Origin of the sequence: Mycolicibacterium gadium (assembly GCF_010728925.1) — a bacterium.
Classification (GTDB): domain Bacteria; phylum Actinomycetota; class Actinomycetes; order Mycobacteriales; family Mycobacteriaceae; genus Mycobacterium; species Mycobacterium gadium.
Genome location: NZ_AP022608.1, coordinates 949,853 through 964,113, shown reverse-complemented (window position 1 = coordinate 964,113; position 14,261 = coordinate 949,853). Strand labels below are relative to the sequence as shown.

15 protein-coding genes are annotated in these 14,261 nt (G+C 65.5%); 9 read left to right on the top strand and 6 right to left on the bottom strand.

Annotated elements, in window-relative coordinates:
• Positions 1-25 precede the first annotated feature (25 nt).
• Entirely contained in the window at positions 26-868 is an 843-nt protein-coding gene (locus G6N36_RS04650; RefSeq protein WP_163685343.1) for an alpha/beta fold hydrolase, read from the bottom strand.
• A 118-nt stretch (positions 869-986) separates the two neighbouring features.
• On the opposite strand from G6N36_RS04650, the gene G6N36_RS04645 reads away from it, so the two are divergent.
• Together G6N36_RS04645 and G6N36_RS04640 are read left to right on the top strand one after the other, a co-directional pair.
• Complete coding sequence (locus tag G6N36_RS04645) at positions 987-1,319, top strand: hypothetical protein (protein WP_163685342.1); 333 nt, start codon at positions 987-989, stop codon at positions 1,317-1,319.
• A gap of 60 nt (positions 1,320-1,379) precedes the next feature.
• A complete protein-coding gene (locus tag G6N36_RS04640; RefSeq protein ID WP_372512228.1) occupies positions 1,380-2,030 on the top strand; it encodes an FKBP-type peptidyl-prolyl cis-trans isomerase in 651 nt (216 codons plus the stop codon).
• 7 nt (positions 2,031-2,037) lie between these two features.
• On the opposite strand, the gene G6N36_RS04635 is transcribed toward G6N36_RS04640, so the two are convergent.
• The gene (locus G6N36_RS04635; protein ID WP_163685339.1) at positions 2,038-2,520 is read right to left on the bottom strand and encodes a DinB family protein; all 483 of its coding nucleotides are present in this window, start codon (positions 2,518-2,520) and stop codon (positions 2,038-2,040) included.
• A 48-nt stretch (positions 2,521-2,568) separates the two neighbouring features.
• On the opposite strand from G6N36_RS04635, the gene G6N36_RS04630 reads away from it, so the two are divergent.
• From G6N36_RS04630 to G6N36_RS04615, 4 genes are all read left to right on the top strand, one after another.
• On the top strand, positions 2,569-4,527 hold the full coding sequence (locus G6N36_RS04630; protein WP_163685336.1) for a serine/threonine-protein kinase: 1,959 nt from the start codon (positions 2,569-2,571) through the stop codon (positions 4,525-4,527).
• A 215-nt stretch (positions 4,528-4,742) separates the two neighbouring features.
• Positions 4,743-5,024, top strand: a complete 282-nt coding sequence (locus G6N36_RS04625; RefSeq protein WP_163685334.1) for a DUF732 domain-containing protein — start codon at positions 4,743-4,745, stop codon at positions 5,022-5,024.
• A 590-nt stretch (positions 5,025-5,614) separates the two neighbouring features.
• Complete coding sequence (locus G6N36_RS04620; protein WP_163685332.1) at positions 5,615-6,016, top strand: hypothetical protein; 402 nt, start codon at positions 5,615-5,617, stop codon at positions 6,014-6,016.
• A 38-nt stretch (positions 6,017-6,054) separates the two neighbouring features.
• Positions 6,055-6,747, top strand: coding sequence for an MOSC domain-containing protein (locus tag G6N36_RS04615; RefSeq protein WP_163685330.1), 693 nt, complete (start codon positions 6,055-6,057; stop codon positions 6,745-6,747).
• 14 nt (positions 6,748-6,761) lie between these two features.
• Here G6N36_RS04615 and G6N36_RS04610 read toward each other — a convergent pair whose 3' ends face one another.
• The gene (locus G6N36_RS04610; protein ID WP_163685328.1) at positions 6,762-7,151 is read right to left on the bottom strand and encodes a DUF4267 domain-containing protein; all 390 of its coding nucleotides are present in this window, start codon (positions 7,149-7,151) and stop codon (positions 6,762-6,764) included.
• Positions 7,152-7,185: 34 nt separating this feature from the next.
• Between G6N36_RS04610 and G6N36_RS04605 the strand changes: the two genes are divergently transcribed.
• Complete coding sequence (locus tag G6N36_RS04605; RefSeq protein WP_163685326.1) at positions 7,186-7,797, top strand: DJ-1/PfpI family protein; 612 nt, start codon at positions 7,186-7,188, stop codon at positions 7,795-7,797.
• Here the strand turns inward: G6N36_RS04605 and G6N36_RS04600 are convergent.
• Complete coding sequence (locus G6N36_RS04600) at positions 7,782-8,966, bottom strand: acyl-CoA dehydrogenase family protein (protein ID WP_163685324.1); 1,185 nt, start codon at positions 8,964-8,966, stop codon at positions 7,782-7,784. The two genes, G6N36_RS04605 and G6N36_RS04600, sit on opposite strands and share 16 nt — an antisense overlap.
• Before the next feature lie 76 nt (positions 8,967-9,042).
• On the opposite strand from G6N36_RS04600, the gene G6N36_RS04595 reads away from it, so the two are divergent.
• A complete protein-coding gene (locus G6N36_RS04595) occupies positions 9,043-10,593 on the top strand; it encodes a class I adenylate-forming enzyme family protein (RefSeq protein ID WP_163685322.1) in 1,551 nt (516 codons plus the stop codon).
• Here the strand turns inward: G6N36_RS04595 and proS are convergent.
• Together proS and ripD are read right to left on the bottom strand one after the other, a co-directional pair.
• On the bottom strand, positions 10,587-11,993 hold the full coding sequence (gene proS, locus G6N36_RS04590; RefSeq protein ID WP_163685320.1) for a proline--tRNA ligase: 1,407 nt from the start codon (positions 11,991-11,993) through the stop codon (positions 10,587-10,589). The two genes, G6N36_RS04595 and proS, sit on opposite strands and share 7 nt — an antisense overlap.
• Before the next feature lie 53 nt (positions 11,994-12,046).
• Complete coding sequence (gene ripD, locus G6N36_RS04585) at positions 12,047-12,586, bottom strand: NlpC/P60 family peptidoglycan-binding protein RipD (RefSeq protein WP_163690414.1); 540 nt, start codon at positions 12,584-12,586, stop codon at positions 12,047-12,049.
• 439 nt (positions 12,587-13,025) lie between these two features.
• On the opposite strand from ripD, the gene lhgO reads away from it, so the two are divergent.
• Positions 13,026-14,246 carry an L-2-hydroxyglutarate dehydrogenase gene (gene lhgO / locus G6N36_RS04575; protein WP_163685318.1) on the top strand — a complete coding sequence of 407 codons (1,221 nt, stop codon included), beginning with the start codon at positions 13,026-13,028 and terminating at the stop codon, positions 14,244-14,246.
• Positions 14,247-14,261: the final 15 nt, after the last annotated feature.

Below are 14,261 nucleotides of genomic sequence, written 5' to 3'. Positions count from 1 at the left end.
GAGGAACAACCTCGATCATCAGGCGCTAGAAGAGCACCGGCGTCCTCGGTGGGGCGTCGTCGAGAAATGCACTGATCATCGGGACCAACAGCTCAGCCTCACCCGACACGCCGATGTGCGACATCGCCGGCAGGACCACCAGGCGCGCGTCGGGGACCTTCTGCAACACGCCTGTTGCCGCGGCCTCTTCGTCGCCTCCACCGCGCAGCCTGAACATCGCCAGCGCGTGCTCGAGCATCACACCATCCGCGTCGCCGACGATGACCATCGTCTTCGCCGAGATCGCGCGCATCTCCTCGTCGGTGACCTGCTGGTCGTCGATGTTCAGGACCTTCATCTTCGCGAGGTAGGTCTCGTACGCCTTGGCATCCGGCGTGTGTGCCTTGAACGCCGCCTCGACGGGTGTGCCCGCGAAGTCGTCAGCAGTCAGTCCCGCAATGGATTCGAACACCGCCGGATACCAACCCTCCTTGCGGAAGGTCGCCGACATCGACACTAACTTGTTCACGATCGAGGGGTGACGGATCGCCAGCTGCAGCGCCACCCCACCGCCCTGTGAATACCCCATCACATCCGCGCGCTGGACTCCCAAGGCGCCCAACAACTCTGCGGCGTCATCGGCGAATTGCCCGTATGACATCTCACGTGGCGTATCCGGTGTCCGGCCGTGTCCCTGTTGGTCGAACACGATCACCGTGCGATCGCGCGCGAACGCCTCAACCCAGGCGGGCATCGAGTCGGCCCCCATGAACGCACCGGGGATCAATAACAGGGGCGGCTTGGAGCCGCCAAGCTCGCCGTATACCTCGTGATACAGGTCCAGCCCGTTGATCGGTAGATGTCCACCGCGCGACGGCTTCGTTCCCATCGTTCGACCTTCCGTCCCGTGTCGATCTCCTGAATGCAGACCGCCGTCTTTGGACAAACTCATCGTTGGCCACAATTGCCGTGGATACTTCTCAGAAGTTCAAGATCAAGGAGCCGTGATGCGCAAGCCATTCCACTGCGGGGCCGTCGCCGTGCTGTCGACTGCGGCAGTCGTGCTGGCGGCTTATGCGCCTTCGGCGGGCGCGGACCCCTACACCCCGGCTCAGACCCAGGACAGCGCGGAGTTCGCGATCGCCGACGGTTATATCGCCGTGCAAGCGGTCTGCACTCCCGACCTCTCCCCTGTCTTCGAATCCGTCACCTGGGATTCGCCCGGATTCACTCCGGAGGGCGGCTCCGGAATGATGCATGACGCCAACCCGGACCTCGGCGGTCACTTCGCAGCTACCTGGAGCGGCGAAAACTGGGCCGTCGAGTACCAGTTCTGCTGAAACACGCAGCAAAATGCCCAATCGACCGTCACCGGGCGTCACATCTGTACCGTGACGACCGTGAAGTCCACTCGTCTGTCTCCCACCCTCGCGTTCGCAGGCATCGCCGCCGCGCTCGTGACCACCCTCGCGGCGTGCGGCTCGAACTCCGAACCCGAAGCTTCATCTGCGACCTCGTCTACCGCTGACCCCGCGGACCTGTATTCGGTCGAGTCCAACATGCCCGCCCAACCGGCACCGTCGGCTGCAGCCACCACGTGCCCGACCGTGGCCCCCACCGGCGGCACGCCCGAATGGACGCTGGACGGTGCCACCGGCAATGTCGCAGTCACCGGTTCCACGGACACGTCGGCTCCAGAGGTGAAGGTGGGCACGCCGTTCAGCGTGACCGAGACCCAGGTGCAGACGTTGCAGGCCGGTGACGGGCCAGTCGTCTCACCCACGGCGACGGTTTCGGTCTGCTACATGGGCGTCAACGGGCGTGACGGGTCGATATTCGACAGCAGCTACCAGCGCGGCGCCCCCGAACAATTCCCGCTCACCGGCGTCGTCCCGGGCTTCCAGAAGGCCATCGCGGGACAGAAAGTCGGATCCACGGTGGCGGTCGCGATGACGTCGGCCGACGGCTACGCCGATGGTCAGCCCTCCGCGGGAATCCTGCCGGGAGACACGCTCGTCTTCGCTATCAAGATCCTCGACGCCGCGGGTTAGCCGCGAGTCAGCGCCCGGTCGCGCCGTCTATCTGCTCGCGCAGGATGTCGGCGTGACCGGCGTGCCTGCCCGTCTCCTCGATCATGTGCACCAGGATCCATCGCATCGTGGGCGCCGACTGCGGTCGTGCCGAGCGCGGCGCCGGCTTCTCGAGGTCCTCGCACGCTTCGATGACCTCGTTCGCGCGGGACACCGCGTCCCGGTACGAGTTCAGCACGCTCTCGACGGTGTCCTCGGGCGTCGGCCGGAACGTCGTACTCCAGTCACTGACGTCCTCGCCGAGGAAGTAGAACCGCTCGACATAGCTCACGTGTTTCACCAGGCCCAACACGCTTGTCCCCGATGGGACCCCGGCTGTCCGCACCTGTGGCTCCGGCGCTCCCTCCAGGTTTGAAACCATCGCGCGGCGCAGGTAGTTGAGGAACTCCACCAAGGTCGCCTTCTCCCCTGCTGCGGGCCGCGGAGGGCGGTGGTCGGACTTGTCGGACATCGGCTTGCCCTCCTATGCGCCACGATCCGGGCGAGTGGCCGTTATCGTATGCCGGTGGAAGGCACGCCATTCGGTCGTTACCGGCTGATCGAGTTGCTGGGTCGCGGCGGGATGGGCGAGGTCTGGCGCGCGTACGACAGCCAGATCGATCGCGTAGTAGCTCTCAAGATGCTGCTCCCCAATCTGAGCGACGACCCCGAGTTCGAACAGCGATTCCGCCGCGAGGTTCGTGCCGCCGCGCGGTTGGACGACCGGCACGTCGTGCCGATCTACGACTTCGGTGAAATCGACGGGCGGCTGTTCGTGACGATGCGGCTGATTCCCGGCACCGACCTGCACAGCCTGCTCGATGACGGGCCGCTCGAACCGCCACGTGCGGTGGCCATCATCGAGCAGATCGCCGCGGCGCTTCATGCCGCACACCAGACGGGCCTCGTTCACCGCGACGTGAAACCGTCGAACATCCTGATCGATGAGAACGACTTCGCGTATCTCATCGATTTCGGGATCGCCCGCACCGCCGAGGACGGGGTGACGCAGACCGGTGCCGCCATCGGCACGTGGGCCTATATGGCACCGGAGCGTTTCAGCGCCGACCAGATCAACCCCAGCTCCGACATCTATGCGCTGGCCTGTGTGCTGTACGAGTGCCTCACCGGCCAACAACCGTTCCCCGGCAACACCTTTGAGAAGGTCGCCAGCGGTCACATCTTCGCCCCACCGCCCAGACCGTCCGAGGTCAGCCGAACCATCCCGACCGCGTTGGACGCCGTCATCGCCACCGGCCTGGCCAAGCAACCCTCGGAGCGCTACGCCAGCGCTGTTGACATGGCCTCTGCTGCAAGGGAAGTCATCACCCGGCCGAAGCCGACGCATGTGCCCGCGTCTACTGCATCTCCCACTTTGAGCCATAGCGCACCCTCGAGCGCACCGATGCCGGCCCAGCAGTCCTGGGCGCAACCACCACCCCACAGTGCACCGGTGTATCCGTACCCGCCCGTCAGCACACCCAACATGCACGTGCCGGCATCGGCGCCGCCGACGCGTCCGGGTCGGAACCGCGGGCTTCTGGTCGGTGCGCTGGTGTTCATCACCACCCTGATCGTCGTAGCGGGTGTCATCGCCATCGTGGAATTCACTCAGGGTGACAAGCCTGACGCCGACCCGCCGTCGGCATCACCCGGCGGCGGTGAATTCTCCGGCATCTACACCGCCGACTACGGACCGGGAACCGATCTTGAAGGCAAGCCCGTGCCGAATGCGCCTGCCACCACCAGCAATTGGGGCGTCCGCTCACAGTGTGGCGCCAGCGGTTGCGTTGCGACCGCCGCCAACGTCAGCGGCGCCGGAATGGCGCTGCTGTCGAACCTGACCTTCGATCAGCTGGGCGGAACGTGGGTCGCTGTCGGCCTGGCCTCAGCGCAGTGCACCGGTGAGCAGCCCGAAGAACTCTGGGTGGTGTTCACGCTGCAACCGAATCCCGACGGTACGCTGTCCGGCGAGACCATCAGGGCCTCCACGAACGGGGCATGCGCGGCCAAACGCGCTGTGAAGTTCACTCGTACCGGCGACCCCGATCCCAACAAGGTTCCCGATCCGGCGGTTCTTCCACCTCGGGTCGTCAGCCCGGCCGAAGCGCTGCACGGCAGCTACCAGCAGACGACGACGTTCACGAACGGCAACGTCGTACGCGGAAAGGTCCTGTCCGCCAACACCTACTGCCTCCGTACCGGCGATCGGTGCATGACCCTGTTCCATGCGGTCGACGGTGTCGTCACACTGATCTTCAAAGACGACAAATGGACGCGCAACGAAGCAGGCGCGACGACATGCCCCGGCGGCGGTACAGCGCAATCGACGATCACCGCCGACTATCCGATGCCTCCACAGTTGGACGACCCGATAGCGCTGCTCACCGGCCGCGGACGCCAGACCATATCGGCAGGCGGCGCATGCGCCGGCGGCGGCGATTTCACCGACACATTCGAGCGAACCGGCGACAACTGATCGCGGCGTTGACCCGCCCGCCGCAGATGCGGCACCGACCACGATTTGTGAATTGTTGAACATCCGACGGTGCGCAGCCTCGGCCGCGGATAAGTAAGCTAGGCTAGAGGTAACGCACACGACAATTTTAGTGTGACGGCGTTCCGGCTGGACCGAGGGCCGAATTGCCAACCGCAAGTCTTTCGAATCTGCGCGCGTCCTGAAAGGTGTTTGAGTTGAAGTACAGGGTCGGGGCCCTTGTGTCGGTAGTTCCTGCGACGGTGGTGTTGGCCGCCCCCGCGACAGCGGACGAAGACGGGTTCGTACGGTCGATGCAGACCACCTATGCGTTCCTCACCGATCAGCAGCTGCGGACCGAGGGCGCAAAGATCTGCAGCACTCTTCGCGCCGGTACACCCGCGTCGGATGCGGTCATCATGGTGCGAAACGATCTCGGCGTGTCGATTTCTGCTGCGGGCGAAATCGTCAGCGCCGCGGTCGTTCAGCTCGACTGCTGAGGCACGCGAACCACAACTCCGGCTGGGCGACTTCGTTGAGCTGGAGTTCTCCTGCGTTGCAGCCCATTACAGCAAGCGTTCCTGACGTTACGCTCCGGGCAGGTAGCTGCTGATCCACGCCGATTATTGACGTCGCCGACTTCCCGAAGAGGGGAATTTCGTGATGACGCATTCGGTTGGCTCGTATTGCACGGGTCAGCGTTCGACTCGATGTCCGACGAACGAAGAGTGTGTCTCGCCGTAATCGATAGCGGCAGGGACCGATTGGAGTGCTCAGAAATGGACTCGAAGCGCGTGAAATTGATGCTGGCGACGGCCGGTGCCGGCGCTGTGTTTGCGGCGGGGGGTATTGACCGTCGCGATCGGTGACGTGAATGCGGCTGTCCCCCAGCCGATTCCGTCTGGCGCCGGGATCACCACCGGTCAAACGGTTACGGAGACGACGGCACCGTCATCACCGGAGACTTCGGTGGCAGTTCCACCGATCACGACGGCGCCCTACACCATTCCCAACGGCGAACCGCAATAGCGTCGTGGAGCGGCCACGGGTATAGCTGCGGAGGTTCGACATACGTGGGAAACTCGATGTCATGACTGGACCGCGACGCTGGGCGTCGGGCGTCGGGGGCTGTGCGCTCGCGATTGCCGGCGCCGCGGCCGGTGTCGGCATGGCACATGCGCAGCCGGCACCTGCCGATCCCGTCGTACCCCAGGTCCCCGGTGTCGTGACCAGCATCGTGACTGCTGACGGGCCGTTGCCGGTATCTCCTCCGCCTCCGCCGGGCGCCCCCACCGTGCCGCCCATCCCGGCAGACATGCGTCAGCAGCCTGGTGGAGTCGGATCACTCGATGACGTCCGCGCCAACTTCAGCGATCCGAACAGCATCGTGACGAACCTTTTCCCCGATCCGGCCGTGCCCTATACGCCGGTTCGTCAGATGCCCATGGGCCCGCCGCCGCCACCGGATCCCGCGTTCGCGCCGCCTGCCTAGGATTCGTCCGCCCCGTGTGAGGCCACTACCCTTGACACGTGGCGAAAGTGGTATCGGTCAACCTGGCTCGTATCCGCGCAAATCCAGATGCGCCGTCGAGGCAGACTGGTATCGACAAGCGCGCGACGGACGAGGCCGTCATGGTACGAGCGCCAGGCCCGATGCGCGGTGGCCTCGGCAGCGGTCTACTCGGTGACACCATCGGCAACCAGAAGCTCCATGGCGGCGACGACCAGGCCGTCTACGCCTACGCACGCGAGGATCTCGACGAATGGCAGACCCGGCTCGACCGCCCGATCAGCGACGGGATGTTCGGCGAGAACCTGACCACATTGGACGTCGAAGTGACACAGGCTCGGATCGGTGAACGGTGGCGTATCGGGACGGGCGGACTGGTGCTCGAGGTGTCTGCACCGCGAACTCCCTGCCGAACCTTCTCCGCGTTCCTGGATATCGACGGTTGGATGAAGACCTTCACCGCGACCGCGAAACCCGGCGCATACCTGCGAGTCATCTCGCCGGGAACGGTGCAAGCCGGCGACACGATCGTGGTCGAAGACCGACCGGACCACGACGTGACGATCGAGTTGGTATTCCGCGCCAAAATGTCCGAGCCCGACCTGCTTCCGCAGCTGTTGGCCGCCGATGCGCTCTCCGCCGAGCTCAAGAATTATGTGCGTCGCCGCCTGACGCCCGCGCAACCGAAGCGCATCGTGGGGCCCGACGGCTAGGTCGTCGGCGTGACCTATTCGGACGCAGCCGGTTTCGGCCGGCGGCGCGTCGCACCCCACAGTCCGACTCCGATGCCGACGACGGCTCCGCCGAGGCCGATGAGCTGCTGTGAGCGAGACAGGTCGTTGTGCACCCGCAACCCGCCCAGCAAGTCGGACGCATCAGCGCCACCCGATGCGAGAAACCAGCCTCGGGTGTCCTTGCCGCGCACCGCGGCCGTCATCATCAACCCTCCGATGAGCGCATCGCGGTAGCCCATCGAGTGCAAGAGAAGTTGTGCCGTCGGGGCCGGCTCGCCGGAATCTCCCCACAGCTTGTTGGCTCCGAGCGGATCGACGAGAAACGAGATGCCCGACGCTAGCCGAATACCGCCGACGACCAAGGCTGCGCGGTCCAAAGACATGGCGTGCAGCCTATGGCAGGACGAGACTGAGCAGATGCGAATTGAGATCGTGGTGTTCGAGGGATTCGACGCCCTGGACGTCGTTGCGCCGTGGGAGATCTTCGCCCGAGCGTCGACCACCGATCCCGCCCTCGAGGTAGCCCTGGTCCGCGTCGACGGTCCGCCCGTGGTGTCCGCCGCGGAAGGCCTGCAACTGCACGTGGCGGACGAGGTGGGTTCCCCGGATGCGCTGTTCGTGCCCGGCGGCAGCTGGGTAGGTGGAACGGGCTCCGGTGTGCCACGCGAGATTCGGCGCGGCACACTGCCGCGCATCATCGCCGATATGTCGGGTTCGGTCCGGTGGGTGGCATCGGTGTGCACGGGCGCACTTCTGCTCGGCGAGGCCGGCATCCTGGTCGGCCGCAACGCCACCACGAACCCCGCAGCGCTGGAAGAACTTTCGAAGTACGGCGCGATCCTCCGGGATAACCGTGTCGTCGACGACGGCACCGTGGTCACAGCAGGCGCGGTGACCTCCGGTATCGACCTCGCGCTGTGGCTCGTACAACGCGAAGTCGGTGCAGCCGTCGCAAACAGGGTCGCGCAGGCCGTCGCCTACCCCACGCCGACCGACGTCTGGCAGCAACCCGGTCAGAGGCCGAACTGATCCTCGATGATGCCGAGCCAGATCTGTGCCGCGTCCATGGCGATCTTCTCGCTGATGAACGCGTGCTGACTGCCGGTGTACATGTCACGAAACGCTCGTTCGAGCCGGCTGCCTTCGCGGATCGAACTCGTGCCCGCGACCAGATGCGCCCACTCCGCGCACTCCCGGGAGACATCGGTCGCGTAGACGGCAGCGACGCGCATGTCGGCGCGCAGTGCAGGTGTCAATGCCTCCCCCGATTCGACGGCGGCCTCCGCGGTGGTGAACGCGTCGATCACCAACAGTCGCGCGGCACGCCACGCCGCGACGTGGTGCGCGAGGCCCTTCTGGAACGTGGGTCGACTGGCCAGCGACGCCATGTCGCTCATCCGGAACTTGGTCGCGGCGAGTTCCTGGACGTCGTCGAGCATGCTCTTCGCGACGCCCAACGCCCACGAGGCGTGACCTGCGGCCGTGACGGGCATGAGCCCCATGCGGGTGGCCGGGGACGAGCCCCGCAGCGCGTCACGCGAAAACAAGGCGAACGTCCGGTACTCGGGGACGAAAAGGTCCTGCACGCTGTAGTCGTAAGACCCGGTGGCCTTGAGCCCCTGCACAAACCAGCCGTCGTTGAAGACGATCTGCTCGCGAGGGATCACCGCCACCCTCATGTCGGGGACCCCTTCACTGATCCAGCGCATTTCGCCGTCGTCCATCGGGAAGAAGCCTGCGGCGACGTATTCCGAATGCCCGGTCCCCGAGCCGAAGCTCCACGCCCCGCTGAGCGTGAAGCCGCCGTCGACCGCCGTTCCCTGCCCGTTCGGGAAGAACTGGCCACCCATCGTCACGTGGTTCAGGTTCTTGGTGAACACCTCAGCGAAGCCTTCGTCGGGCAGGTACGCCGCCGCGGCGAAGGACGACGGGAGGTTCGCGATGCCGACCCACCCGAAGGAGCCGTCCTGCCAGGCCATCTCGATCCAGGTCTCGATCATCTCGGCGAACGACGGTTCCACTCCCCCGGCCTCCACCGGGTTGAACGCTGTCATCAGCCCACTTGCCCACATGTGCTCGACGATCGCCGGTGTCAGTGTCCGTGCCCGTTCGGATTCAGCGGCCTGCTCGGATACGAGCTCGCGCATGCCTCGTGCGAGCCCGACAACTCGGTCGGCCGCGTCGATTGTGGACGTCATGTGGTGACCTTAACCGGACAACCGGCAATTTCGATACCCAACGACGCGTAATTTTTCGGAGCCTTAGACTTCGCCCGTGGAGCTGCCTCCTCTGACCATTCCCGCCCTGCTGGAGTTCAGCGCGAATGAGTTCGGCGACGAGACTTATCTGGTCACGCCGACGGACCGGCTCACCTATCGCGAGGCGCAGCGGCGGTCGGCGCGACTCGCCCGCTGGCTCCTGGCCGAGGGCGTCGGCAAGGGCTCGCGTGTCGGATTGTTCTTCGCCAACGGCGTCGACTGGGTCACCTGGTGGCTGGCCGCGTCCCGGATCGGCGCGGTGGTCGTCCCGCTGAGCACGCTGTACGCACCGGCGGAGATCGCCAAGGTGCTGCGCCTCGCCGATGTCGGGACCTTGATCGCCCCCACGCAGGTGCTCACCATCGACGTCGCCGAGCGCTTCGAAGAGGCAGTGGGTGAGCTGCGCGGCCAGCCCACCAGCCGACTCGCGCTGACCGCGGCGCCGTACCTGCGCCGCATCGTGTTCACCGGGGATGCAGAGCGGCACTGGGCGACGCGTTACGACGAGGCAGAACCCGAAGTGCCACAGGACATTCTGACTGCTGTCGAAGCGGAGATCTCGCCGGCCGATCTGGCCATCATGATCCATACCTCGGGCTCCACGGCGGACCCGAAGGGCGTCCTGCACACCCACGGCACCCTGGTACGACAGACCTCGACATGGCCGGAAGCCATCCGCGCGGTGACCGGTTCCGGCGCTGGCGCAAGGATTCTGTGCGCGATGCCGTTCTTCTGGGTCGGCGGACTCCTGGCCACGACGGGCGCCCTGCACGCTCCCGTCACCCTGCTCGTCATACCCCGACTGGACCCCGAGACGGCGCTGGACCTCGTCGAGCGTGAGCGGGCGACGGGTATCGTCGGATGGCCGGCATTCACCCAGCGGTTACGTGAACATCCAAGCTTCGAACAACGCGACCTCTCCAGTGCGCCGATGCTCCGGGAGGGACCCCTGGATATCGCGATGACGAACGTCCCCGACGGATTTCCCGTGCACCGCACCATGTCTGAAACCGCGGGTGGATTCGCGTTCACCGACATGCGCATCGTGGACGATCACGGTGAACCGATCACCGACGGCAGTGTCGGAGAGCTACTCGTTCGCGGCGTCGGCGTGATGGCCGGTTACAACAAGCGCGAACGGGCCGAGACGTTCGACGAGGACGGTTGGTATCACACCGGCGACCGCGTCTACCGCAAGGAAGGCGATCCGCGGCTGTTCTACGTGGGCCGGACGAGCGAGCTCATCAAGGCGGCGGGCGCGAACGTGTCGCCGCTGGAGGTCGAGGCGGTGGTCGAGCAGTTTCCCGACGTATCGCAATGCATCGTCGTCGGGATCGATGATCCGGTGCGCGGCGAGGAGGTGTGCGCCGTCGTCGTGCCCGCCGGTGCGCAGATCGACGTGCAATCGCTCGCGGCGCGAACGCGGGATCAGTTGTCCGCCTATAAAGTTCCCACGTCCTGGGTGCTTGCCACCAGTTTGCAGATCCCCACGCTCGCGAGCGGAAAGCTCAATCGCAAGGCGCTGCGGGCACTGGTCATTGACGGGACATTGCCCCGCGTTCAGTAAGCCCTGGCGACATAGGCGAGTACGCCTGTGTCGTCGTCGGATTCGGGCAACGACCCGTCGCCGCGCTGCAGACACCTGACCGTCAGCCCACCCGCGGCCAGCTCGGCCTCGCCCGCGTCTCCGACCGATTCCCATGGCACCCTGGCGACGCCCGCCTGAGCTATCTCGCGTGTTTCTTCCAACGTCGCGCAATCCACGATGACCGCGTCACGGCGGGCAGTGGCAGCCGCCAGCATGTCGTCCTTGATACGAGAAGCCAACTTCCGCGCCTCGTCCACGACGCTGCTCAGCGCCACCGTCGACTTCTCTCGGGTATCCCGGCGGAAGAGTAGCGCGACATTGTCGGTGACGTCTCGCGGGCCAAGCTCGACACGGATCGGCACACCCTGCAGGTCCCATTCAGTGGCCCGCCAGCCGAAGCCCTGAGAGTTGTTGTCGTCCAGCTTCGTTCGTATTCCACACGCCTGAAGTTCGTCAGCAAGCGTCGAAGCGGCGCGGGTGACGGCACCGTCGGACTCCTTCACCACGACCACCACGGCCTGAACGGGTGCGAGCGCCGGCGGCAGCACAAGGCCGAAATCGTCGCCGTGACACATGATCAGCCCACCGAGCATGCGCGTCGATGCACCCCACGACGTGGTCCAGCAGTGGTCGTGGGTGCCGTCGGCAGTCGAGTACGTGATGTCGAAGGCCTGACTGAATCGCTGCCCCAGCTCATGCGAGGTGCTCATCTGCAATGCCTTGGCATCCCGCATGATTCCTTCGCAGGTCATCGTGTTCGCGGCGCCGGCGAAACGCTCGCGCGCCGTCTTGCGGCCGACGATCACGGGCATGGCGAGGGTGTTGCGCATGAAGTCTTCGTAGACTTCATGCAGGATCCGACGCGCGTACTGTCGTGCCTCTCGCTCGGTGGCATGGGCGGTGTGCCCTTCCTGCCACAGGAATTCGGTGGTGCGCAGGAAGATTCGTGGCCGCATCTCCCAGCGTACGACGTTGGCCCACTGGTTGAGGAGCAGTGGTAGATCGCGATAGCTGTCGATCCACTTGCCCATGTACTCACCGATGACCGTTTCGCTGGTCGGACGGATGGCCAGCGGCTCGGCCAGTTCCTTACCGCCACCGTGCGTCACGACAGCGAGTTCGGGGCTGAATCCCTCGACATGCTGCGCCTCGCGCTCGAAAAAGCTCATCGGGATCAGCAGGGGGAAGTACGCGTTGTGCGCCCCCGCGGCTTTGATCCGGCCGTCGACCTCGGCGTGCATGCGCTCCCACAGCGCGTAGCCGTTGGGCCGGATGACGATGGTTCCGCGGGCCGGGCCGTTCTCAGCCAGCTTCGCCTTGGTCAGGACATCTTGATACCACCGCGGAAAGTCGTCTTCTTGTGCCGTAAGCACCGCCATCCGCACGACCCTACTGATGGCCTGCGGCCTGCGTCGCGCGGTTTTTTGCGACGCTAGGCGATGATGCGGCTCAGGTAGGGCGTCATGTTGTTGGTACGCACCGGAGACACCGTGACGACGTCGCCGACCTCGAGCATCTGCCCATTGCCGATGAAGAGCGCGACACTGTCCTTGCCCTCGGGCCCGTAGAAGATGAGATCGCCCGGAAGCGCTTGTGCGGGTGTGACCTTCTGGCCGACCTTGTACTGGGCGCCCGACGAGCGTGGCAGCTTCACGCCGACGCCGGCGAAGGCATAGACCATGAGGCCGGACGCGTCGAATCCGACGACGTCCGCCGCCGGGTTCAGTCCCACGACCCTGCCCTCGGGGTCGAGGCCGAGTGCGTTGGCGGTCGGGCCGCTGCCACGGGTCGGTCCGTTGACGTCGCCGCCGCCGAACGAAAAGGGAACGCCCCGTTGGGCAAGTCCACGCGCGATCACCGTCTGGATCGCCTGCTGCTGACTGGCGGGCCGCGGGAACGGCTGAGCGGTCGCCAGACCGGGTGTCGCAACCAACAGCGCCAGGCTGATCGCCAAGGCGTAGATCCTTCTCATCGGACTTTCCACTTTCTCGATACATGACGCGAACAGTGCGGGGTCACCGTCGACCCACAATTCGCTATCCACTTTTTACAGTCAGCAAGTGGTTGCAGCCCAATTGCCGCACGGCACATGGCCAATGAGTTGTCGTACCGTGATCGAAAAGTGACCGCTCAACCGGCGGAGGGCAAAACTACCGCCCAGGCGTCCCTGGCCGGCTCAGCCTCTATTCGGAGTGCCCGCTCGCCGGCGCCCACGCCGGGCTTGACGCGGCCGGAGTTAGCGCAGCAGGATCCGGACCATACCCCGAGGTCTACGATAGGGACAGTTTTCGTGAATCGATGGTGCTGACTTTGCCTCATCCCACCTTGGGTGAACTCGACCTTCCCGGCTCCGGGCTGGGTGCCGACCAGGACGACGTGTTCGCCGACTACGTCCGCGCCGGGAACGCCCGATGACCGACCGGGTAGCCGTCATCGGTGGTGGGATCGTCGGTGTCGCCATCGCGCGCGAGATCCTCACTCGGCGTCCCGACGCGCAGGTGACGCTGTTCGAGAAGGAAGACCGACTGGCCGCCCACCAAACCGGGCGGAACAGCGGCGTGGTCCATGCCGGTCTCTACTACCAACCCGGTTCGAACAAGGCGGTCCTTTGCCGGCGCGGCGTCGGCCTCCTCGAAGAGTTCTGTGCGCAACGCGGAATCCAGAACGTCAAATGCGGCAAGGTCTTGGTTGCGCTCGACGAAACCGAACGCGCACGGCTCGGCGGTATCGAGGAGCGCGCACTCGCCAACGGTGTCCCCGGCGTCCGCACGATCGGACCGGAGGAACTGCGCGAAATCGAACCGCATGTCCGTGGTTTGGCCGCATTGCACTCGCCGTCGACATCGATCGTCGACTTCGCCGAGGTGACTCGGGCGCTCGCCGAAGACGCCGTCCAGGCGGGGGCGAAAGTCCTGCTCGGACAGGAAGTCATCGGCCTCCGCTCCACCGGCACCGAGGTCGTCGTCACCGCGCGCACGGCAGGCGGCACCTACCAGGCCGCGTTCGACCAGGTCGTCGCCTGCGGCGGGTTGCAAAGCGACCGACTCGCCGAACTCGCGGGAGACGGGCCCGATCCGGTGATCATGCCGTTCCGCGGCGAGTACTACGCGCTGAAGCCGGAGCGACGTGGCCTCGTCAACGGACTCGTGTATCCCGTACCCGACCCGCGTTACCCGTTCCTTGGAGTCCACATCACCCCGCGCGTCGACGGCGAGGTCCTCGTCGGCCCCAACGCGGTACTGGCGCTGGCGCGCGAGGGCTACAACTGGCGCACCGCTTCACGGCACGACCTCGCGGAAATCGCTCGTACACCGGCATTCTGGCGTTTCGCACGTCGGCATTGGCGCACCGGAATCCGCGAAATGTACGGCTCGCTGAGCAAGCGGCGGTTCATCGCCGGCGCCCGCGCATACGTCCCCGAGATCCGCGACGACGATGTCGTGCCCGGCCCGGCGGGCATCCGCGCGCAGGCGCTGGAGGCCGACGGAGCGTTGGTCGATGATTTTCGGATCAGCGTCCGCGACCGCATCGTATTGCTGCGTAATGCCCCTTCGCCGGCCGCGACCTCGGCGCTGGCGATCGCGGAACACGTCGTATTCACCATGACCGAGAACAGGACCATGGGTGAATAGGGGTCTTTTCCTCGA